The sequence below is a fragment of the Erwinia sp. CGal63 genome, from assembly GCF_037026505.1.
Classification (GTDB): Bacteria; Pseudomonadota; Gammaproteobacteria; order Enterobacterales; family Enterobacteriaceae; genus Erwinia.
The window spans coordinates 136365-157454 of record NZ_JAKUMN010000005.1 but is presented as its reverse complement, the minus strand read 5'-3'; the positions used below and the strand labels follow the sequence as shown (position 1 = coordinate 157454).

Annotated in this window: 16 protein-coding genes; all 16 read left to right on the top strand. The window is 58.6% G+C overall.

The features are described 5' to 3' along the window. Window positions 1-99 precede the first annotated feature (99 nt). The 16 genes from MKZ79_RS15965 to bcsD all read left to right on the top strand — a co-directional run bounded on the left by MKZ79_RS15965 (window position 100) and on the right by bcsD (window position 21089). Complete coding sequence (locus MKZ79_RS15965; RefSeq protein WP_336143529.1) at window positions 100-528, top strand: organic hydroperoxide resistance protein; 429 nt, start codon at window positions 100-102, stop codon at window positions 526-528. A gap of 285 nt (window positions 529-813) precedes the next feature. Next, on the top strand, window positions 814-2514 hold the full coding sequence (gene eptB, locus MKZ79_RS15960) for a kdo(2)-lipid A phosphoethanolamine 7''-transferase (protein WP_336143527.1): 1701 nt from the start codon (window positions 814-816) through the stop codon (window positions 2512-2514). A 216-nt stretch (window positions 2515-2730) separates the two neighbouring features. Continuing rightward, the gene (locus tag MKZ79_RS15955) at window positions 2731-3063 is read left to right on the top strand and encodes an EmrE family multidrug efflux SMR transporter (RefSeq protein ID WP_336143526.1); all 333 of its coding nucleotides are present in this window, start codon (window positions 2731-2733) and stop codon (window positions 3061-3063) included. Window positions 3064-3685: 622 nt separating this feature from the next. Beyond that, window positions 3686-5296: a dipeptide ABC transporter periplasmic-binding protein DppA gene (dppA, locus tag MKZ79_RS15950; RefSeq protein ID WP_336143525.1), complete on the top strand. Its 1611-nt coding sequence runs from the start codon at window positions 3686-3688 to the stop codon at window positions 5294-5296. A 182-nt stretch (window positions 5297-5478) separates the two neighbouring features. After that, a complete protein-coding gene (dppB, locus tag MKZ79_RS15945; RefSeq protein ID WP_336143524.1) occupies window positions 5479-6498 on the top strand; it encodes a dipeptide ABC transporter permease DppB in 1020 nt (339 codons plus the stop codon). A gap of 8 nt (window positions 6499-6506) precedes the next feature. Next, entirely contained in the window at window positions 6507-7409 is a 903-nt protein-coding gene (gene dppC, locus MKZ79_RS15940) for a dipeptide ABC transporter permease DppC (protein ID WP_336143522.1), read from the top strand. 9 nt (window positions 7410-7418) lie between these two features. After that, window positions 7419-8408, top strand: a complete 990-nt coding sequence (gene dppD / locus MKZ79_RS15935; protein WP_336143521.1) for a dipeptide ABC transporter ATP-binding protein — start codon at window positions 7419-7421, stop codon at window positions 8406-8408. Continuing rightward, a complete protein-coding gene (dppF, locus tag MKZ79_RS15930) occupies window positions 8395-9420 on the top strand; it encodes a dipeptide ABC transporter ATP-binding subunit DppF (RefSeq protein WP_336143520.1) in 1026 nt (341 codons plus the stop codon). The genes dppD and dppF overlap by 14 nt, the downstream gene beginning before the upstream one ends. 187 nt (window positions 9421-9607) lie before the next feature. After that, window positions 9608-9955: a type II toxin-antitoxin system MqsR family toxin gene (locus tag MKZ79_RS15925; RefSeq protein WP_442897162.1), complete on the top strand. Its 348-nt coding sequence runs from the start codon at window positions 9608-9610 to the stop codon at window positions 9953-9955. 2 nt (window positions 9956-9957) lie between these two features. Then, a complete protein-coding gene (locus tag MKZ79_RS15920) occupies window positions 9958-10167 on the top strand; it encodes a type II toxin-antitoxin system MqsA family antitoxin (protein WP_336143517.1) in 210 nt (69 codons plus the stop codon). Between the two features lie 656 nt (window positions 10168-10823). Next, on the top strand, window positions 10824-11555 hold the full coding sequence (gene bcsO / locus MKZ79_RS15915) for a cellulose biosynthesis protein BcsO (protein WP_336143516.1): 732 nt from the start codon (window positions 10824-10826) through the stop codon (window positions 11553-11555). Further along, the gene (bcsQ, locus tag MKZ79_RS15910) at window positions 11546-12343 is read left to right on the top strand and encodes a cellulose biosynthesis protein BcsQ (RefSeq protein WP_336143515.1); all 798 of its coding nucleotides are present in this window, start codon (window positions 11546-11548) and stop codon (window positions 12341-12343) included. The genes bcsO and bcsQ overlap by 10 nt, the downstream gene beginning before the upstream one ends. Window positions 12344-12417: 74 nt before the next feature. After that, on the top strand, window positions 12418-14514 hold the full coding sequence (gene bcsA / locus MKZ79_RS15905; protein ID WP_336143514.1) for a UDP-forming cellulose synthase catalytic subunit: 2097 nt from the start codon (window positions 12418-12420) through the stop codon (window positions 14512-14514). After that, window positions 14511-16859, top strand: a complete 2349-nt coding sequence (bcsB, locus tag MKZ79_RS15900; protein ID WP_336143513.1) for a cellulose biosynthesis cyclic di-GMP-binding regulatory protein BcsB — start codon at window positions 14511-14513, stop codon at window positions 16857-16859. The genes bcsA and bcsB overlap by 4 nt, the downstream gene beginning before the upstream one ends. After that, window positions 16852-20625 carry a cellulose biosynthesis protein BcsC gene (locus MKZ79_RS15895; protein WP_336143512.1) on the top strand — a complete coding sequence of 1258 codons (3774 nt, stop codon included), beginning with the start codon at window positions 16852-16854 and terminating at the stop codon, window positions 20623-20625. Before bcsB ends, MKZ79_RS15895 begins: the two co-directional genes overlap by 8 nt. Beyond that, the gene (gene bcsD / locus MKZ79_RS15890; protein ID WP_336143511.1) at window positions 20625-21089 is read left to right on the top strand and encodes a cellulose biosynthesis protein BcsD; all 465 of its coding nucleotides are present in this window, start codon (window positions 20625-20627) and stop codon (window positions 21087-21089) included. Before MKZ79_RS15895 ends, bcsD begins: the two co-directional genes overlap by 1 nt. The last annotated feature ends 1 nt before the right edge of the window (window position 21090 follow it).

The window sequence follows — 21090 nt, the reverse complement described above, 5'->3', positions numbered from 1 at the left end:
GCTACGTCCGCTGCAGAAAGACTATACTGACTAAGAACGCTGTATTAAATCGCTCGCGATTTAATCGTGTATATAAAACCTAATGAAAGGAGTTGCCTGATGTCCTTAGAAAAAGTCGTTTACCGCGCCAAAGCAAAAGCCACCGGCGGTCGTGACGGTCGCGCCACCTCTTCCGACGGCGTGCTGGACGTGAAGCTGGGCGTGCCGAAAGAGATGGGCGGCGCGGGCGGTGAGGCCACCAACCCGGAGCAGCTGTTCGCCGCTGGCTACTCGGCCTGCTTCCTGGGCGCGATGAAATTTGTCGCTAACCGCGACAAGATCGCCATGCCGAAAGACGCTTTTATCGAAGGTGAAGTCGGTATTGGGCCGCTGCCGACCGGTTTCGGCATCGAGGCTAAGCTGAATATTCATCTGGAAGGCATGGATGAAGCGGAAGCGAAAAAGCTGGTGGACGCCGCGCATATCGTCTGCCCTTACTCCAACGCGACCCGCAACAATATTGACGTTACGCTGAATATCATTAACTGATAACGGCTGCGGCCGGAAACGCGCTCGCGCTCCGGCCGTCCGACCCTTCTTCAACCATTCTGTTGCGATCTTTACCGCAAAATCCTGCCTTATTCCCGCGATTGCGCTGATAAATACCCGTTAATGTGGTTAACTACGCCGCTTACGCGTGAAGGTGAATGTTTTCCCTTCAGAATCATCCGGGAAAAGTTTCTCAGGGTGATAATCGACCGGTTTACCGAACTCTGGCGAAACGGCACGGTCTGATTAGCGTTTACATTTAAGCTACGCCGGGATAAAGGTTGCATGAATTACATAAAAACACTGACGCAGCAAAAGCTCTCGTTTTTGCTGGCGTTTTACATCGGTATCTTTCTGAACATTCCCGTTTTTTACCGCCGCTTCGACCCTTTTCTTGCCCATTTCACCGTCGCTGAGTGGCTTTCCGCCGTAGCGGAAGTGGTGGCGATCGTTCTGCTGACCTTTTTCCTGATGCGGCTGCTGTCGCTGGGCGGCAAAATTTTCTGGCGCGTGACCGCAACCGCGCTGGTGCTGATTTCCGTGGCCGCCAGCTACTATATGAGCTTCTTCAACGTGGTGATCGGCTACGGCATTGTCGCTTCGGTAATGACTACCGATACCGATCTGTCGAAAGAAGTGGTCGGCTACCACTTTCTGTTATGGATGGTGCTGGTCAGCGCGCTGCCGCTGCTGCTGATTTGGCGCAACTCGCTGCGCCTGACGCTGATTGAGCAGCTGAAAACGCCGGGCCAGCGACTGAAGCCGCTTGGCGTGCTGCTGCTGGCCGTGGCGCTGGTCTGGCTGCCAATCCGCTACTTCGACAAGCAGCAAAATATCAACGAGAAGCTGACCAATATCGATCTGCCCAGCTACGGCGGCGTAGTGGCGCACTCTTATCTGCCTTCCAACTGGCTGTCGGCGCTGGGGCTGTTCGCCTATACCAGCTATGACGAAAGCATGGACAGCAAAGCGCTGTTCGACCCGGCGAAAAAATTCACCTATGCCGCGCCTGCCGGACTGGACGATACCTATGTGGTGTTTGTGATTGGCGAAACCACGCGCTGGGATCATATGGGCCTGCTGGGCTACGATCGCGACACCACGCCGAAACTTTCCCGCGAAAAAAATCTGGTCGCCTTCCGTGGTGAATCCTGCGATACCGCCACTAAGCTGTCGCTGCGCTGCATGTTCGTGCGCGAAGGCGGCACCGATGAAGGGCCGGGACGAACGCTGAAAGAGCAAAATGTCTTCGCGGTACTGAAAGAGCTGGGCTTCAGCTCCGAGCTTTTCGCCATGCAGAGCGAGGTCTGGTTCTATAACAACACCAACGCGGACAACTTCGCGTTCCGCGAACAGATTGGCTCAGAGCAGCAGAACCAGGGTAAATCGGTGGACGATATGCTGCTGGTGCCGGAGCTGAAAAAGTCGCTGGACAGGCATCCTGTCGGCAAGCATCTGGTGGTGCTGCATACCAAAGGTTCGCACTATCTTTACTCGCAGCGCTACCCGCGCGAGTTCGCCCGCTATCAGCCTGAATGCATGGGCGTGGACGATAAATGCAGCAAGGCGATGCTGATCAACGCCTTTGACAACTCGGTGCTTTATACCGATACGGTGCTGGAGAGCGTGTTCGATCAGCTGCGCGATAAGAAAGCCATCGTGTTCTACGCGGCCGATCACGGCGAGTCAATCAGCGACAACATGCATCTGCACGGCACGCCGCGTCATATGGCGCCGCCGGAGCAGTTCCGCGTGCCGATGATTGTCTGGGCTTCCGATAGCTATCTGGCCGACCCGGCCAATCAGAGCCGCTTCGAACGCCTGCAGGCGCAGCAGCGTGTAGGCACCGGACACCGCCACGTAGAGCTGTTTGATTCTGTACTCGGCTGTCTGGGCTACACTTCTCCGGACGGCGGCATCAACCAGGCAAACAACTGGTGCGCGGATCCGGCTAAGGCTAAAGCTAAAGCGGCAGATAAAACTTAGCGCTAATTCGCTTTGCCAAACCCCGGCGCATTCTGGCCGGGGTTTTTTATTGCCTGCTATTAAGGAAGCGTTCAGGCTGGCGCGCAGAGTTATGCGCGGGATCAATAAGAAAGCGGGAATTTTCAGCAAGATAAGCCGCAGAGATGGCGCGCTACGGGGCGCCAGCACATCTGACCCCTAAACCGGCCAGGCCGGCACTCACAGGAGACGAGCACCATGTATATGTATATTACGCTGGGTATCGCCATCGTGGCGGAGGTTATCGGCACAACCTTCTTAAAAACCTCGGAAGGGTTTACCCGCCTCTGGCCAAGCCTGGGGACGGCGCTCTGCTACGGCGTCGCTTTTTACTGCCTTTCACTGACGCTGCAGCATATGCCTACCGGCGTCGCTTACGCCATCTGGTCTGGCGTGGGCATCGTGCTGATCTCGCTGGTCGCCTGGCTGTGGCACGGTCAGCGGCTGGATCTGCCCGCGATGATCGGTATGGGCTTTATTATTGCAGGCGTAATCATCATCAATACGCTTTCCCGCGCCGTTTCGCACTGAATTAACAAGCCTGCATCGCGATTCTGGTCGCCGTGACGCAGGCAGTGATTTATGCTGCTGCCTCAAAATCCTTCCGTGGCCGCTTCGCCTGCTGAATCGTTAAGAAAGCCTTTGCCGCTCTGCACCGCTGCGTTAATTCGCGCCGCGCTTCGCTCCGCGTAAAAGACGCGCGGCTGTCCATTTTTTATCCTGCCATTGCAGAACTTTTGCCTGTGATGGCAGGTATAAGCAAAGCGTATCGTTAAAAAAACGCCCTTCTGACGAATTTTTTTGGCGGTTTTTTTGCGACGCGTTTCGCTGGGCGAGGGGATAAAGACGATATTTTAAGCGGTATTACCGCATGGCGGCCTATTATATGCGCTGCTCAGGAGCGCTTTTGCTTATTTTTTATATTTGCCAGTAACCTCGCAGACTCTGTGTAAATAGCAGATAGCCGTATTGACGTTTTCTGCAACTGTTGACAAATTGATCGCCTGGCAGAGAAAGGATGCGGAATATTCTGATAGTACTCAGTGCCGTCGCTTTTCCTCCGTTACCGTCGCCAGACGGCACGCCCGGGCCAACATAAAAAAACAGAGGCCCGGCGAATTGCACAACACACCATCACAACTGGAGCAGAAGCATGCGTAACTCCCTGGCTAAAAACAGGATGCTGAAGGTTGGCCTGAGCCTGATCGCTATGACCGTGGCCGCTGGCGTCCAGGCCAAAACCCTCGTCTATTGTTCCGAAGGATCGCCTGAAGGTTTTAACCCACAGCTTTTTACCTCTGGCACCACTTATGATGCCAGCTCGGTGCCGATCTATAATCGTCTGGTCGAGTTCAAAATCGGCACCACGGAAATTCAGCCCGGCCTGGCGGAAAAATGGGACGTCAGCGAAGATGGCAAAACCTATACCTTCCACCTGCGCAAAGGCGTGAAGTGGCAGACCACCAAAGATTTTAAACCCACGCGCGACTTTAACGCCGACGACGTGGTGTTCTCCTTCGAGCGCCAGCTGGATAAAAACAACAAATATCACGGTGTTTCCGGCGGCAGCTACGAATATTTCGAAGGCATGGATATGCCGAAGCTGATCAGCAAAATCGAGAAGGTGGACGACAATACGGTGCGCTTCGTGCTGACGCGTTCGGAAGCGCCGTTCCTCGCTGACCTGGGCATGGATTTCGCTTCCATCCTCTCCGCAGAATACGCCGACAACATGCTGAAAGCGGGCACGCCGGAGAAAGTCGATCTTAATCCGGTCGGCACCGGCCCGTTCCAGCTGCTGCAGTACCAGAAAGATTCCCGCATTCTCTATAAAGCCTTCGACCAGTTCTGGGGCACTAAACCGAAAATCGATCGCCTGGTCTTCTCGATCACGCCGGACGCCTCGGTGCGCTACGCCAAGCTGCAGAAAGGCGAGTGCCAGGTCATGCCGTATCCGAATCCGGCCGATATTGCCAGCATGAAGGCAGATAAAAATATCAACCTGATGCAGATGCCGGGCCTGAACGTCGGCTATCTCTCCTATAACGTCGAGAAAAAGCCGCTGGATAACGTCAAGGTGCGTCAGGCGCTGACCATGGCGGTAAACAAGCAAGCGATTATCGACGCGGTCTACCAGGGCGCGGGCCAGGCGGCGAAAAACCTGATCCCGCCGACCATGTGGAGCTACAACGATACGATACAGGATTACCCTTACGATCCAGCCAAAGCCAAAGCGCTGCTGAAAGAAGCGGGCATGGCGGATGGTTTCAGCATCGATCTGTGGGCGATGCCGGTACAGCGTCCCTATAACCCGAACGCTCGCCGCATGGCGGAGATGATTCAGGCGGACTGGGCGAAAATCGGCGTGAAAGCCAAAATCGTTACCTACGAGTGGGGCGAATATCTGAAGCGCGCCAAAGCGGGCGAGCATCAGACCGTGATGATGGGCTGGACGGGCGACAATGGCGATCCGGACAACTTCTTCGCCACGCTGTTCAGCTGCGCCGCCGCGAAGGATGGCTCTAACTATTCTCGCTGGTGCTATAAGCCGTTTGAAGATCAGATTCAGCCGGCGCGCGCCGAAGCGGATCACAACAAGCGTATCGAATACTACAAGCAGGCTCAGGTCGTGATGCACGATCAGGCGCCGGCGCTGGTTATCGCTCACTCCACCGTGTATGAGCCGGTCAGCAAAAAAGTCTCCGGCTACGTGGTCGATCCGTTAGGCAAGCATCACTTCGAGAACGTCGATATTCAGGAGTAAAGAGAGCGGCCGGTTCGCCGGCCGTTTTACCCATCCCTGTGGGCCGAATTCAGCGGCCCGTCGCAAGGCTTTAAGTAAAAAGAGTCAGGACAGACGTCGCGGACGGGCTGCCCGACCGCGAGATGTGAGCAATTATAATCCTCCAGGTCACGGCCTGCGGGAACCTACAGAGAATCCGGATTATGCTGCAGTTCATACTCCGACGTCTGGGACTCGTTATCCCGACGTTTATTGGCATCACCCTGTTAACCTTTGCATTTGTCCATATGATCCCAGGCGACCCGGTACTGATTATGGCGGGCGAGCGCGGCATGTCCGCCGAACGTCACGCCCAGCTGCTGGCGCAAATGGGACTGGATAAGCCGCTGTGGCAGCAGTATCTCTCCTATGTTTGGGGCGTGCTGCACGGCGATCTCGGCATCTCCCTGAAAAGCCGCATTCCTGTCTGGCAGGAGTTTGTGCCGCGCTTTAAGGCGACGCTGGAACTGGGCATCTGCGCGATGATTTTCGCCGTCGCGGTCGGTATCCCGGTTGGCGTGCTGGCCGCGGTTAAGCGCGGTTCCATCTTCGATCACACCGCTGTTGGCATCTCGCTGACCGGCTACTCCATGCCGATCTTTTGGTGGGGCATGATGCTGATCATGCTGGTTTCGGTGCAGCTCAATCTGACGCCCGTCGCCGGACGCATTGGCGATACGGTCTTCCTGGATGACACTAAGCCGCTCACCGGCTTTATGCTGATCGACACGCTGTTCTGGGGCGAAGAGGGCGACTTTAAAGACGCCGTGATGCATATGATCCTGCCCGCCATCGTGCTCGGCACCATTCCGCTGGCGGTGATTGTGCGTATGACGCGCTCGGCCATGCTGGAAGTGCTGGGAGAGGACTATATCCGCACCGCGCGCGCCAAAGGGCTGACGCGGATGCGCGTGATCGTGATCCATGCGTTGCGTAACGCCATGCTGCCGGTAGTGACGGTGATCGGGCTCCAGGTCGGCACCATGCTGGCCGGCGCTATCCTGACCGAAACCATCTTCTCCTGGCCCGGCCTGGGCCGCTGGCTGATCGATGCGCTGCAGCGGCGCGACTACCCTGTGGTGCAGGGCGGCGTGCTGATGGTGGCTATCCTGATCATTCTGGTCAACCTGCTGGTTGACGTGCTTTACGGCGTGGTTAATCCACGCATCCGCCACAAGAAATAGGGGGCTGCATGTCTTTAGTGGATCCGGGCAGCGTGCCTGCCGCACCCAAGCCGATGACCCCTTTGCAGGAGTTCTGGCACTACTTTAAGCGTAACAAAGGCGCGGTGATCGGCCTGGCTTACGTGGTGATCGTTTTCTTTATCGCTATTTTCGCCAACTTCATCGCGCCGCACTCGCCGGCCGAGCAGTTCCGCGACGCGCTGCTGCATCCGCCAGTCTGGCAGGAAGGCGGTAGCTGGCACTATATCCTCGGCACCGATGACGTGGGTCGCGACGTGCTGTCGCGCCTGATGTACGGCGCGCGCCTGTCGCTGCTGGTCGGCTGCCTGGTGGTGGTGCTGTCGCTGATCCTCGGCGTAATTTTCGGGCTGATCGCGGGCTATGTGGGCGGCACCACCGACGCCGTGATTATGCGGCTGGTGGATATTATGCTGGCGCTGCCGAGCCTGCTGCTGGCGCTGGTGCTGGTAGCGATTTTCGGGCCGTCGATCGTCAACGCCTCTATCGCGCTGACCTTCGTGGCGCTGCCGCACTATATCCGCCTGACGCGCGCGGCAGTGCTGGTGGAGGTGAGCCGCGACTATGTGACCGCTTCCAACGTGGCGGGCGCTGGCCCAATCCGCCAGATGTTCGTCAATATCCTGCCTAACTGCCTCGCGCCGCTAATCGTGCAGGCTTCGCTGGGCTTCTCCAACGCTATCCTCGATATGGCCGCGCTGGGTTTTCTGGGAATGGGCGCGCAGCCGCCGACGCCGGAGTGGGGCACCATGCTCTCCGACGTGCTGCAGTATGCGCAAAGCGCCTGGTGGGTCGTGACCTTCCCCGGTCTGGCGATCCTGCTGACCGTACTGGCGTTTAACCTGATGGGCGACGGCTTGCGCGACGCCCTCGATCCGAAACTCAAGCAGTAAGAGGCAGCGATGGCGTTATTAACTGTAGACAAACTGTCGGTGCATTTCGGTGACGAAAAGGCGCCGTTCCGCGCGGTAGACCGCATCAGCTACCAGGTCGAGCAGGGCCAGGTGGTCGGCATTGTCGGCGAATCGGGTTCCGGCAAATCGGTCAGTTCGCTGGCGATTATGGGGCTGATCGACTATCCCGGCAAAGTGATGGCCGACAATCTGATATTCAACCAGCGCGACCTGAAGCGCATCTCTGAAAGAGAGCGCCGCCAGCTGGTGGGATCGGAAGTGGCGATGATCTTCCAGGACCCGATGACCAGCCTGAATCCCTGCTACACCGTGGGCTACCAGATTATGGAAGCGATCAAGGTGCATCAGGGCGGCAATAAAAGCACGCGCCGCCAGCGGGCTATCGATCTTTTGACCCAGGTCGGCATTCCCGATCCGGCGTCGCGACTGGAGGTTTATCCGCATCAGCTTTCCGGCGGCATGAGCCAGCGTGTGATGATCGCGATGGCTATCGCCTGTCGGCCAAAGCTGCTGATCGCCGATGAGCCGACTACCGCGCTGGACGTAACTATTCAGGCACAGATCATCGAGCTGCTGCTCGATCTTCAGCGTCAGGAGAATATGGCACTGATCCTGATCACACACGATCTGGCGCTGGTGGCCGAAGCGGCGCAGCACATTATCGTAATGTATGCGGGCCAGGTAGTGGAAACGGGCAGAGCGGTCGATATCTTTAAAGCGCCGCGCCATCCTTATACTCAGGCGCTGCTTCGCGCGCTGCCGGAGTTTGCGGCCGACAAGGCGCGGCTGGCCTCGCTGCCGGGCGTGGTGCCGGGCAAATACGATCGGCCAAACGGCTGCCTGCTGAATCCACGCTGCCCGTATGCGACCGATCGCTGCCGCGTGGACGAGCCTGAACTCCGTGATATTCCGGGACGCCAGTCCAAATGTCATTACCCTCTGGATGATGCCGGGAGACCAACCTATGAAGCCATCTGATTCCACCCTGCTGATGCAGGCGATCGACCTGAAAAAGCACTACCCGGTGAAGAAAGGCCTGTTCGGCCAGGAGCGGCTGGTCAAGGCGCTGGACGGCGTCTCGTTTAACCTGGAGCGCGGCAAAACGCTGGCGGTGGTGGGCGAGTCGGGCTGCGGCAAATCGACGCTGGGTCGTCTGCTGACCATGATCGAAACGCCAACCGAAGGACAGCTGTTCTACCAGGGACAGGACCTGCTGAAGCACGATCCGGAGGCGCAGAAGCTGCGCCGCCAGAAAATCCAGATCGTGTTTCAGAACCCGTACGGCTCGCTGAATCCGCGCAAAAAAGTCAGCCAGATTCTGGAGGAGCCGCTGTTGATTAACACCAGCCTCAGCAAAGCGGAGCGTCGGGAAAAAACGCTGGCGATGATGGCGAAAGTGGGGCTGAAAACGGAGCATTACGATCGCTATCCGCATATGTTTTCCGGCGGTCAGCGGCAGCGTATCGCCATCGCGCGCGGGCTGATGCTCGATCCCGATGTGCTGATCGCCGATGAGCCGGTTTCCGCGCTCGACGTCTCGGTGCGTGCGCAGGTGCTGAACCTGATGATGGATTTACAGCAGGAGCTGGGTCTTTCCTACGTCTTTATCTCGCACGATCTGTCGGTGGTGGAGCATATCGCCGACGAAGTAATGGTGATGTATCTGGGACGCTGCGTAGAGCGCGGCAGCAAAGAGGCGATTTTCGCTAATCCGCGCCATCCTTATACGCAGGCGCTGCTCTCCGCCACGCCGCGTCTGAACCCGGACGAGCGCCGCGAGCGCATCAAGCTGACCGGCGAACTGCCAAGCCCGCTGAATCCGCCTCCGGGCTGCGCCTTTAACGCGCGCTGCCGTCGACGCTTCGCGCCTTGTCCGCAGATCCAGCCAAAGCTAAAGCAGTACGGCGACCAGCAGATCGCCTGTTTCGCGGTGGATCAGGATGAAGGCGTGCCGGTGCCCGGCGGCCAGCAGCCGGTCGCGCAACCTTAAGCTCACCGACCAAAGGCCGCCAGGGTAAAACCGGGCGGCTTTTTATGTTAGAGCGGCGCGGCTTTCCGGCGCCGTCTGCTTCCGGAATCTGTCTCAAAAAATGGCTGCGTTTTCTGCCGCCGTTTTTCATTTTTATGCGGCGCTTCTCGATAAATTAAAATGAAGCCAGTATATTTTCGTCCTGCCGATGGGGGTTTCTCGTACACTCTTTTCCAGATTTGTTTCAAGGAAGAGCGCTATGGAAAAGCACGTACCTCATACCCGGCTAGCAATAGTTAAACAGCTAATCAGATCGGGCCGGATAAGAATGATGCGATTGGCAGCAGAAGGCGCAGAGGCGCTACAGCTGAGCTTTCAGCAGGTTTGTCTGATACTGCTTAATCTAACCGGAGAAGATTTTTATAAAAGCGTGACCTCATATGCGGATCATCGTATCTGGCAGGATGTCTACAGACCGCTGCTGAGCGGTCGACGTCTCTACCTGAAGATAGCGGTAAGGGAAGATCTGTTAGTGGTCTCATTCAGGGAGAAATAGCGATGAAATGTCCCGTTTGCGGTGGTGCGGAACTGGAGTTCGGCAGCAAAGATGTTCCTTATACTTTCGCGGGTCAGGCTACGCTACTGCGCGACGTGCGCGGTCAACACTGTCCGGCCTGCGGCGAAACCGTGATGAACAGGGAGGAAACCGAAGCGTATATGGGCAAGATCAAAACCTTTAAAAATACCCTGTCGGTCAGCACAAAGTAATATTTTTTTTATTAAGATGTTTACGTTACGCGATACCTGTTTTGACGTCAGCATTCCAAGAAAGCTGCCCACTGTTGATTTACCAATAAGAATCAACGGCTGGCAGCTCTGAAAATTAAGCCAGACGATATCTGACGTTATCATCCCTGAAGTTGCCGTTGCCTGGCAAACTTCTGGCATAGTAGCCCTGTGTGAAACAGTCGAGCTTTTCGACTCGCCGTTCCCTGATGCTCTGCACAAACGATTAGCAAAAACGGGCGATGATGGCAGAGTTGACTTAGCGTAAGCATTTTATCGTCACTGACAGATAAGGGCTTGTGACTACGTAATAGATTCAGCTTTCAGGGACAATAAGGCGCCCTATGTCAAATTAACCGGCGTCTGGCGGATGCCCGGCTTACGCGTCGCGCAACGTAAAAAGCAGCGCTTCCGTCCGCGATTAAAACAGCCTGCTATTGAATTAACGTACGGCAATTATTTAATTAAGCCAAATAATAACTGACCTGATTGATAGCCTGCGTAATTATCTTTACGCGCTGTCCTGTGAATATATTTAAACGCGGAATGATTTTTTATCGCTGGTAAGAATAATCTGATGTAAGTAAAAATTGTATGATATATTGCCGCGAGTTTCCTCATTCTCTACGACCGTTCCCATGAAAAGCTATGACGACCTGCAGCGTTTTAAAGAAAAAACGCAGACAAAACATATCGAATTCAAAGATATGTCTGAACAGACACGGAATGCCGACAATACAAACTGGGCTATTATCAGGCAGCTGACAGGCGCGGAATCAGACTTAGGGAATGGTCAGCGTATTGATGTCGCCGCGCCGCAGCCTGCCGCCGCCGATTTTTTCAGCCAGCCTGTTACGGAAGTCGCGCCGGTCAAAAGCCTGGCTAAAGCTTCCGCGCCGGTATCCTCCAGCGTGGCCGCTTTCGTTGCCGCTAAACCGGCCGCTCAGGGCGGATCGCTGCTCGACAGCATTTCCGCCTCGCTGAAGCCTGCTGCCCAGCCGCAGACGTCCGCGCAGGCGCCGCTCAGCGCCGCAGTCCCGGATATGCTGCGATCGTCGCCGGATACTTCAGGCGCATCGCCGCTGGAAACCAGCCTTAAGCCGACCACGCCTTCGGGCGCTTCGCTGCTGGATGCCGTGCGCGCGCAGGCTGCGCCAGCGCAACTTGCCCATCTGCAGTCTGGCCCGGTCTCGGCCGCTGAGCTTCCGTCTGCCGCCACTGACCGTCCGCATCTGTCGTCTGCCGACGAGCAGCCAGCACGCTTTAAGCAGCTGTTCAGCGCTGCCGGCGCGCGCGCGGCAGCCGAACAAGCCTTGCCGAAAGATACCCCGCTACAACCCCTGCTGGAGAGAATTGCCTCATGCCGTTAGTTTGTGTTTGTTCGCCGAAAGGCGGCGTGGGCAAAACCACGCTGGCCGCTAACCTGGCCTGTACGCTGGCGCGCGGCGGCAGCAAGGTGCTGGCGATCGATTTTGACGTCCAGAACGCGCTGCGTCTCCATTTTGGCGTACCGCTCTCGGATGGCCGCGGTTTTGTGGCGAAGTCGGCGGAATCGCCGGACTGGAGCCAGTCGATCCTGACCACCGGCGGCAATATCTTCGTATTGCCCTATGGCGAGGTCACGGAAGCGCAGCGCGTTGAATTTGAAAATAATCTTGCCACTGACCCTAATTTCCTCGCTCGCGGGCTGCAGACCGTCCTCAACTATCCCGGTCTGATTATCGTGGCGGATTTTCCTCCCGGCCCCAATCCAGCCCTAAAGGCAATGGCCGATCTTGCCGATTTACATCTGGTAGTGATGCTGGCGGACACCGCCTCGCTGTCGCTGCTGCCGCAGATTGAAAACGAAAAGATGATCGGTGGCGCGCTGAACCGCAACAAAGGCCACTTTTTCGTGCTTAACCAGAGCGACAGCCGCCGCAATATCAGCCGCGACGTCACCGCCTTTATGCAGCAGCGTCTGGGCGACAAGTTGCTGGGCGTGGTCAATCGCGACGAGAGCGTGGCGGAAGCCAACGCTTCGCAGCAGTCGGTATTTGATTTCAGCCCGGTTTCCGCGGCCGCTTTCGATATTGAACTGGTCGGCAAAAGGGTCGCCGCGCTGCTGGAGATCAAAGTAGGCGACGGCGAGCTGCAGGCGCCGTTGACCTCGCGCTAACTCGCTGTCAGAAAAGCTTTCTTGCATTCTGGGGCGCGTTCGCGTCCCGTTTATCATCGTTTTCAGGATGACTTATGAAAAAAGTCCTGTATTACCTGCAGCTGCTGATCTTATTGCCGCTGGCCGCAGTGATTGTTATCACCCCAATGGATAGCCAAAAACAATATATTTTTGGCCTGATCGGCATCGCTATACTTTTTGTGTTGGGTCTTAGTAAAAGCCATAAAATCACTATGGTGATGGTGTTTCTTTCCGCCTTAATGTCAACGCGTTATATATACTGGCGCGCCACTGAAACGCTGGCTTTTAATTCCGAAATAGAAGCGATTCTCGGTATCGGCTTATTTATCGCCGAGGTTTACGTTTGGGTTATTTTACTTTTAGGCTATCTGCAAACGTCCTGGCCGTTAAAAAGAACCATTGAACCGATGCCGGAGGATATCAGCCTGTGGCCGACCGTGGATATCTTTGTTCCAAGCTATAACGAAAGCCTGGACGTGGTGCGCGATACGGTGCTGGCCGCGCAGTGCATCGACTGGCCGCGCGATAAGCTGAAAATCTATCTGCTGGACGACGGCAAGCGCAGCGAGTTCGCGGTTTTCGCCGCTGATGTCGGCGTGGGCTATATCACACGTGACGACAACCGCCACGCCAAAGCGGGTAATCTCAACCACGCGATGACCATCACCAAAGGCGAACTGATTACCGTCTTTGACTGCGACCACGTCGCGACCCGCACTTTCCTGCAGGCGACCGTTGCGCCTTTCCTGAAAGATCCAAAGCTGGCGCTGCTGCAGACGCCGCACTACTTCTATTCGCCAGACCCTTTCGAGCGCAACCTTAAAGCGGCACGCGAGATCCCGAACGAAGGCGCGCTGTTTTACGGCCCGGTACAGCAGGGCAACGATAACTGGAACGCGACCTTTTTCTGCGGCTCCTGCGCGGTCATCCGCCGCAGCGCGCTGGAAGAGATTGGCGGCTTCGCCACCGAAACCGTGACCGAAGATGCGCATACCGCGCTGAAAATGCAGCGTCGCGGCTGGAAATCCGCCTTCCTGGCGCTGCCGCTGGCGGCCGGGCTGGCCACCGAGCGTCTGGGCCTGCATATTATCCAGCGTACCCGTTGGGCGCGCGGCATGACGCAGATCTTCCGCGTGGATAATCCGCTGCTGGGCCGCGGCCTGAAGTGGCAGCAGCGCCTTTGCTACCTGAACGCCATGCTGCACTTCCAGTTCGGTCTGCCGCGCGTGATCTTCCTGACCGCGCCGCTGGCCTACCTGCTGTTTAACCTGAATATCATTCACTCTTCCGCCAGCCTGATCTTCGCCTATGTGCTGCCGCATCTGGTGATGTCGCTCTACGTCAACTCGCGGATGAACGGCCGCTTCCGCGCCACCTTCTGGGGCGAGATCTACGAAACGGTGATGGCTTTCCATCTGGTGATCCCGACGTTGCTGACCATGATTTCGCCAAAACATGGCAAATTCAACGTGACTGATAAGGGCGGCCTGCTGAATACCGGCTTCTTCGATTTCAACATCGTGCGGCCGCACGTCATCTGCGCCGCGCTGCTGTCGGCGGGCGTCATCAGCGGGATTATACGCGCGACGGCGCACAACTATTTTGGCGTCGATCCCTGGGTTATCGCGCTTAACGTCGGCTGGGCGCTGTTCAGCCTGATTATCCTGATGGCCGCCATCGCCGTAGCGCGAGAAACCAAACAGACGCGTAAAACCATCCGTATCGACGTCAAAATCCCGGTGATCCTGCACTATGCCAGCGGCATCTCGTCGCGCGCCACCACGGTAAACCTTTCCATGGGCGGCGTGCAGGTGACGGCGCCCGATAACCGTCATGAAACCGACGCTATCGAAGCGATCGATTTGATGCTGCAATCTGGCGCTATCTCTATTCCCGTCAGCACTATCGGCGCGGATGATGGCGTTATCCGCCTGAAATTTGATGAAATTCCGCTGTCGCGCCGTCGTGAGCTGGTGCGCGTGGTGCTTTCCCGCGCCGACGCGTGGATCAAGCCGGAAGGGCCGAAAGATCGGCCGCTGCGCTCGCTGGTGACCATTATCCGCACCGTGTTCGAACTTTTCTGGCTGAGCTGGAAAGATGGGCGCGCCAGACGTCAGGCGGTGAAAGCCAAAGAGGATAGCGCGGCATGAAGAAGCTCTTATCCGTCCTTTGCCTTAGCGCGATGGCGTTAGGCCACGTGTGGGCCGCTGACAGCGTCACGCAGGACAGCAGCGCGCTATCGCAGATCCCGCCGCCGGTCGGAACCGGACAGGCGAATGGTTTGCCGCCGCTGCCGCCCGTCAGCGACGCCGCCGCGCCCGTTACGCTGAACCAGCCGCTCTCCAGCACGATCTCCGTCGCGCAGATGGGCCAGCCTGAGGGCATTTTGCTGACCGGCGGCCAGCTGCAGTCTGGCATCGTCTTTACGCTGCCCGCTGACGAGGTGATCACCAACGCGCGGCTGAATCTGTCGCTAAAAGTCTCCAAAGCGCTGGCGGCACGCAACACCTCTATGCAACTGATGCTGAACGGTCAGCCGCTGGGCACGCTGCCGCTGAGCGCCTCCGACAGCGCCAGCGAGGAGTACCAGTTGGATATTCCGGCCGCGATGGTGGTGTCCAGCAACAACCTCAGCTTTAAGATCAACGACGCCGACCAGCTGCTGTGCGAACGCGACAACGGCCAGTATCAGGTGACAATCCTGCCCGCCACCACGCTGGCGCTGGAAGGACAGCAGCTGAATATTGGCAATAAGCTGCGCAATTTCCCGCGTCCGTTTATCGACGCGCAGCGTATGACGCCCGCCAGCGTGGCAATGGTTTTCGGCGCCTCCGTGACGCCGGACAAGGTCAGCGCCGCAGCGACGGTCGCCTCCTGGCTTGGCATTCAAACCGACTATCGCGGCATCGATTTTCCGGTGCTGCGCAACGCCATGCCGGAGAAAAACGGCATCGTCTTCGCCCGAGCGGGCGAAACCCTCGCCGGGCTGAAGGTGCCGCAGGTCAACGGGCCGACGCTCACCGTCGTCGATAACCCCATCAATCCCGTTTACAAACTGATGCTGGTGATCGGCAATAACGACGACGAGCTGCGCCAGGCCGCCTGGCGGCTGACCCAGCCGCTGAGCGTCGATGACGCTTCGCTGTCGGTTGCCCGGCAAACTATTCCGATGAGCAAAGCCTGGGACGCGCCGCGCTGGATCACTACTGACCGCCCGGTGCGCCTGAGCGAGCTGCTGCGTAAAGATCAGAGCCTGACCACTACCGGCATCTGGCACGACGCGCTGAAAGTAAACTTCCGCGCCGCGCCCGATCTGTTCCTGTGGGATGGCGAATCGGTGCCGGTGCAGGTGAACTACCGTTTTCCGGCGGAAAGCTGGATCGACGAGGAGAGCTCATTCCTTAACGTCGGCCTGAACGGCACTTTCCTGCGCAACCTGTCGGTCAATAAAGTCGGCCTGCTGGAAAATATCTGGCATCGGCTGGGCGGTGACGCGCGCCAGGAGAAATATACCCTTAAGTTCGATCCGTACCTGATTTACGGCGACAACCAGCTGCAGCTCTATTTCGCTATCAAGCCGAAGGCCAGCGCGCCGTGCAGCGTGCTGACCAACAACAACATTAAAAGCCGCATTGAAGAGGATTCCTGGATCGATCTGAGCCATACGCGCCATTTCAGCCTGTTGCCCAATCTCTCTTATTTTGTCGGCGCCTCTTTCCCGTTCACGCGCTTTGCGGATTACTCGCAGACCGTGCTGATGCTGCCTGCCGCGCCCAGCGAGGCGGAAATCGGCGCATTGCTGGATATGGCCGGACGCGCGGGTAGCGCAACCGGCGTGGCGCTGAGTCATAACCGCGTGCTGTTCGGCGTGCCGAAAGGCAGCGCGCAGCTGCTGCGCGACAGCGATGTGCTGGCGGTTTCCACGCTGGCGCAGAGCGACTTCAATCAGGCGCTGCTGCAGCATTCGCCTTTTGAAGTGAACGGCCACACGCTGGGCGTTAAGGAGCCGTCGCTGCTGGATAATCTGCGCGGCTGGCTGGCCGGCGACTGGAACCGCCAGGCGGTAAGCGCCGATCGCTATTTCTCCTCCAACGAGGACTGGCGCGGTTTTGTCAGCTATCGCTCGCCGTGGAGCAGCTCACGCGTGGTGGTCATGACCGTCGCCACCGACGATGAGCAGCTCTCTCGCCTGCATAACGACCTGAAATTACAGCGTATCAATGCCGGTATCCGTGGCGACGCCGCCATCATCACCGATGAAAACGGCGTTCGCAGCTTTCGTGTCGGCGCGCAGTTCCCGAGCGGAGAAATGCCGTGGTACATGATGGTGGTGTGGTACGCCAACCAGCACGCGGTAGTGCTGGCGCTGTTGGCGCTGCTGATCTCCGCCATCGTGGGGCTGAGCACTTTTGTTTTACTGAAGCGTCATGCCTGGAAGCGTCTGCATCCGCAGCACGATCGGCCGACCTCTGGCGGGAAAAAAATAGATGACTAACAAAACGCTTATTGCGCTGGCGCTGCCCGGCATTACGCTGGCGACAAGCGCTTTCTCCGCGCAGGCGGCGGAAAATCCGGCAATCCAGGCGCTGTTCGGCCAGGCGAACTACTGGCACCAGAAGGCGCATGACGAGCTGGCGCGCGACGCGCTGAACAAAGTGCTGATGGTGGACGGCGACAACGTTCAGGCGCTCTATCTGCTGGCGCTGTGGGCGCAGCAGAGCGGCGACAAAGCGACCGCCGCCTCGTTCCGCGAGCGGCTCAGCCAGGTTTCGCCTGCCGATCCGAAACTCAGCGAACTGGACAATGCCCGCCAGCTCCAGTCGATTCCGACAGCGCAGCTGGCGCTGGCGCGTCAGCAGGCCCGCGGCGGCAATATCGCCGCCTCGCTGCAAACCTGGCGCAACACCTTCAGCGGCAACGAGCCGCCGGCCAGCGTTGCCGCCGAATATTATCTGACGATGGCAGGCGACCGTACGCTGCTGCCGCAGGCCGTGGACGCGCTGCGCCAGTTCGCCGCCGCTCATCCGCAGGATACCGGCGCTAAGCTGGCGCTGGGCAAGGCGCTGACCTACGAAGAATCGACGCGCCGCGAAGGGATAGAGGTTTTAAGCGGTATGGCGGACGGCAACGAGGACGCGGATCGTTCGCTGCGTCAGGCGCTGCTGTGGCTGGCGGCGAAGCCGGAAGACGCGTCGCTCTATCAGACTTATCAGCAGCGTCATCCGCAGGACAGCGCGACGATGGACTATTTCCGTAAAAACGCCGGCGGCGCGGAAAAAGGCGCGGGCTTTAGCGCGCTGAACAGCGGCAACGTTTCCGGCGCGCAGAGCGCCTTTGATCACGTGCTGCAGGCTAACCCCGAAGATGCCGACGCGCTGGCGGGCCTGGGCTATGTGGCTCAGCGCAGCGGCAACTATGCTGCCGCCGCAGATTACCTGGAGCGCGCCGCCAAACTGGGCGGCGATAACAGTCAGCAGCGTCAGCAGCAGGCCGCCGACGCCCGTTTCTACGGCCAGCTGGCCGTCGCGCAGCAGGCAATGAAAGCGGGCGATACGGCGCAGGCGCTGAGTCTGAGCGAGCCGCTGACCCAGGCGGAAGGCGAAAAAGGCGTGGCGGCGAAGCTGTTCCGCGCCGACGTGCAGCGCCGCAACAATCAGCCGGAGGCCGCTGAACAGACCTATCGCGCCATTCTGCAAAGCGACGCGGACAACCGTTCGGCGAAAGAAGGGCTGTTTTACGTGCTGCGCCAGCAAAACCGTGGTAGCGAAGCTAACGCGCTGCTCTCTTCGCTGCCGGAAAGCGTGCGGGCAAGCGTTGCGCCACGGCCAGGCGTTACCAGCGATCCGCTGCGTCGCGAAGCCAAACAGGCTTTGGCCGCAGGCAATCCGCAGCGCGCTATCTCGCTGTTAACCGCCGGTATGCAGCGTTTTCCGAACGATGCCTGGCTAAAGCTGGATCTGGCGCGTCTGTATCAGCAGCAGGGCGATACCGCACAGGCGGCTGGCGTCATGCAGCCTGCTTTCCGCTCGCAGGCCAGCAGCAGCGAAATCTACGCCGCCGCGCTGTTCGCCAGCGAAAGCGGCGCCTGGCAGCAGGCGCAGTCGCTGCTGTCGCGTCTGCATAACCAGAACGGCGAAATGCGCGAACTGTCGCGCCGCGTGAATTTCAATCTGCAAATGGCGGTCGCGCAGCAGTATCTGGCGCAAGGTTCCACAACGGCTGCGGCCAACACCCTGAAAGCGTTAGCGATTAATCCACCGACCAATCCGGCGGACGCCGGCAGCCTGGCGAAAAACCTGGCAGCAGCTGGTGATATCAACGCGGCGGTAGCCGTGGTGCGCGACAATATGCGGCGCGGCGTGCAGGGCAACGCGGGCGACTATGCGGCTCAGATCGCGGTGCTGAACCAGGCTGGCTTGAGCGGCGAAGCGCAAAGCTTCCTGAGCAATCCACAGCTGCAGGCCAACAGCACGCCGACGCAGCTGGCCGGTATCCAGAACGGCTATCTGATCAACGAGGCGGATCGCCTGCGCGCGCAGGGCAAATACGCGGCAGCCTACGACAAGCTGATCGGCGCGCTGCAGCACGATCCGCAGAACAGCGATCTGATGTTTGCGATGGGCCGTCTCTATCAGTCCGGCAAGATGAACAAAGAAGCGGGCGTAGTTTACGACTATCTGATCACGCGCGACACGCCGACTCAGGATGCGCGCGTCGGCGCTATCGACGTGGCGCTGGCGACGCACGATCTGCCGAAAGCGAAAGCGCTGGCCGCCGGACTGCAGGACGAACAGACGCCGGAACGGCTGCTGTTGCTGGCGCGCGTGGCCGAAGCCGATGGCGATCATCAGCAGGCGCTCGCTTATCTGCGCACCGCGCGCGGAAAAATGATTGGCCTGCAGGGCGCGGAAAGCGGATCGGCGCCGGTAATTGGCGGGATGGCGCTGGCGGACAATCCGTTTGTCAATCGCACCACGCTGCCGGCGCGCAAATCGCCTTCCGCTTACGGCGGCGTCATGCCGTGGCAGCAGGCTCCTGCTGGTGACGACAGCGTGCCGAACGGCACCGAAGTCGTGTCGCAGCAGGCGCGGACGCTGCATCAAATCGATACAATGATGGACGATCTACAGGAGCGTACCGGTAGCTGGGCGCAGGGCGGCGTGCAGGTGCGCGGTCGCGACGGCGAATCGGGTCTGAGCAAGCTGACCGAAGCCAAAGCGCCGCTCACCTGGTCGAGCGTGCCTTATGGCGATACGCGCTTTAACTTTACGCTGACGCCGGTCACGCTCAGCGCGGGCAGCGCGGCGGGCACCTCGGTTTCGCGCGTCGGTACTCAGGCGCTGGAGCAGGGCCGCATCGCGCAGGCCAACAAGATTACGCCATCGACCGTGCTGCTCAATTCGCCAGGCTCGCAGACTGCTTCCGGCGTGGAAGTCAATCTGGGCCTGAGCAACGACAGCTTTAAAATCGACCTCGGTTCCACGCCGCTGGGCCAGGATCTCAGTACGCTGGTGGGCGGCATCCAGTGGTCGCCGAAGCTTACCGACTATCTGACGCTGATCCTGACCGGCGAACGCCGCGCCGTTACCGACAGCCTGCTCTCCTATGTAGGCACGCAGGACAAGCTGAGCGGCAAGAAGTGGGGCGCCGTGACCAAAAACGGCGGCAGCGCGCTGTTGAGTTATGACAACGGCGACGCCGGCTTCTACGTCGGTGCGGGCGGCTACAGCTATATCGGTGAAAACGTCGCCAGCAACCAGAGCCTGAACGGCACGGCTGGCGCCTATGTGCGCCCTTATCACGACGGCAACAGCGAGCTGAAAACCGGTATCAGCATGAGCTGGATGGACTACTCGAAAAACCTCAGCTACTACAGCTACGGCCAGGGCGGCTACTTCAGTCCGCAGGATTTCGTTGCGGTTTCCTTGCCGGTGGACTGGAGCAAAAACTACGACGATCTCAAGGTGAAAGTGGGCGGCTCCGTCGGCTATCAGTCCTATTCGCAGGATCGTAGCGCTTACTTCCCGACCGATCCGGCCAAACAGGCGCAGCTGCAAAGCTACTACGACGCCGGTTACGCCACCGAGGCTTACTACGCGGGCGGCAGTAAAAACGGCATTGGCTATAATCTGCATGCGGGCGCGGATTACAAGGTTAACAAGGATGTCACCGTTGGCGGTCAGCTGGGTTACGACACCTTTGGCGACTATAACGAGAGCACGGCTCAACTCTACTTCCGCTATATGCTCGGAGACAAATAATGAGTGAATTTCAGGAACGTACCCTGAGCTACTACCGCCAGCAGCAGTATCAGCCCGGCTGGTTCGATCTGCTGAGCGCGATGATTGGCGGGATGCTCGGCAACGCGGGCGAGCAGGAGAGCCACGCGTTTTTACAGCAGATGGGCAGCAATCTGGCCGGGCGTTATCCACTGGGTACAGCGAATACCGTCAGCGAGCTGGAGCAGCAGATCAACCTGGTGCTGGCGCGCTTTAACTGGGGATTCGTCGACGTACAGCCTTATGAAACCGCTATCCTTATTCATCATCTGGCGCTGCCACCGGGCGACGGCCAGATGGACGAACGCCAGTGGCGTCGGGCGCTGGGCGCGGTATTGACCGGCCTGTACGCCCGCTGGCTGAGCGAACAGGGCGGCAGTCCAGCCGTGTCGCTGAGCTACGCCGAAACCGGCAGCGCGGCTGCCACTTTCCGCTATCAACTTTAAG

Coding starts and splice junctions, on each gene's coding strand:
- MKZ79_RS15965 (WP_336143529.1), top strand. CDS start 100: ATGTCCTTAGAAAAAGTCGTTTACCGCGCCAAAGCAAAAGCCACCGGC.
- eptB (WP_336143527.1), top strand. CDS start 814: ATGAATTACATAAAAACACTGACGCAGCAAAAGCTCTCGTTTTTGCTG.
- MKZ79_RS15955 (WP_336143526.1), top strand. CDS start 2,731: ATGTATATGTATATTACGCTGGGTATCGCCATCGTGGCGGAGGTTATC.
- dppA (WP_336143525.1), top strand. CDS start 3,686: ATGCGTAACTCCCTGGCTAAAAACAGGATGCTGAAGGTTGGCCTGAGC.
- dppB (WP_336143524.1), top strand. CDS start 5,479: ATGCTGCAGTTCATACTCCGACGTCTGGGACTCGTTATCCCGACGTTT.
- dppC (WP_336143522.1), top strand. CDS start 6,507: ATGTCTTTAGTGGATCCGGGCAGCGTGCCTGCCGCACCCAAGCCGATG.
- dppD (WP_336143521.1), top strand. CDS start 7,419: ATGGCGTTATTAACTGTAGACAAACTGTCGGTGCATTTCGGTGACGAA.
- dppF (WP_336143520.1), top strand. CDS start 8,395: ATGAAGCCATCTGATTCCACCCTGCTGATGCAGGCGATCGACCTGAAA.
- MKZ79_RS15925 (WP_442897162.1), top strand. CDS start 9,608: ATGGGGGTTTCTCGTACACTCTTTTCCAGATTTGTTTCAAGGAAGAGC.
- MKZ79_RS15920 (WP_336143517.1), top strand. CDS start 9,958: ATGAAATGTCCCGTTTGCGGTGGTGCGGAACTGGAGTTCGGCAGCAAA.
- bcsO (WP_336143516.1), top strand. CDS start 10,824: ATGAAAAGCTATGACGACCTGCAGCGTTTTAAAGAAAAAACGCAGACA.
- bcsQ (WP_336143515.1), top strand. CDS start 11,546: ATGCCGTTAGTTTGTGTTTGTTCGCCGAAAGGCGGCGTGGGCAAAACC.
- bcsA (WP_336143514.1), top strand. CDS start 12,418: ATGAAAAAAGTCCTGTATTACCTGCAGCTGCTGATCTTATTGCCGCTG.
- bcsB (WP_336143513.1), top strand. CDS start 14,511: ATGAAGAAGCTCTTATCCGTCCTTTGCCTTAGCGCGATGGCGTTAGGC.
- MKZ79_RS15895 (WP_336143512.1), top strand. CDS start 16,852: ATGACTAACAAAACGCTTATTGCGCTGGCGCTGCCCGGCATTACGCTG.
- bcsD (WP_336143511.1), top strand. CDS start 20,625: ATGAGTGAATTTCAGGAACGTACCCTGAGCTACTACCGCCAGCAGCAG.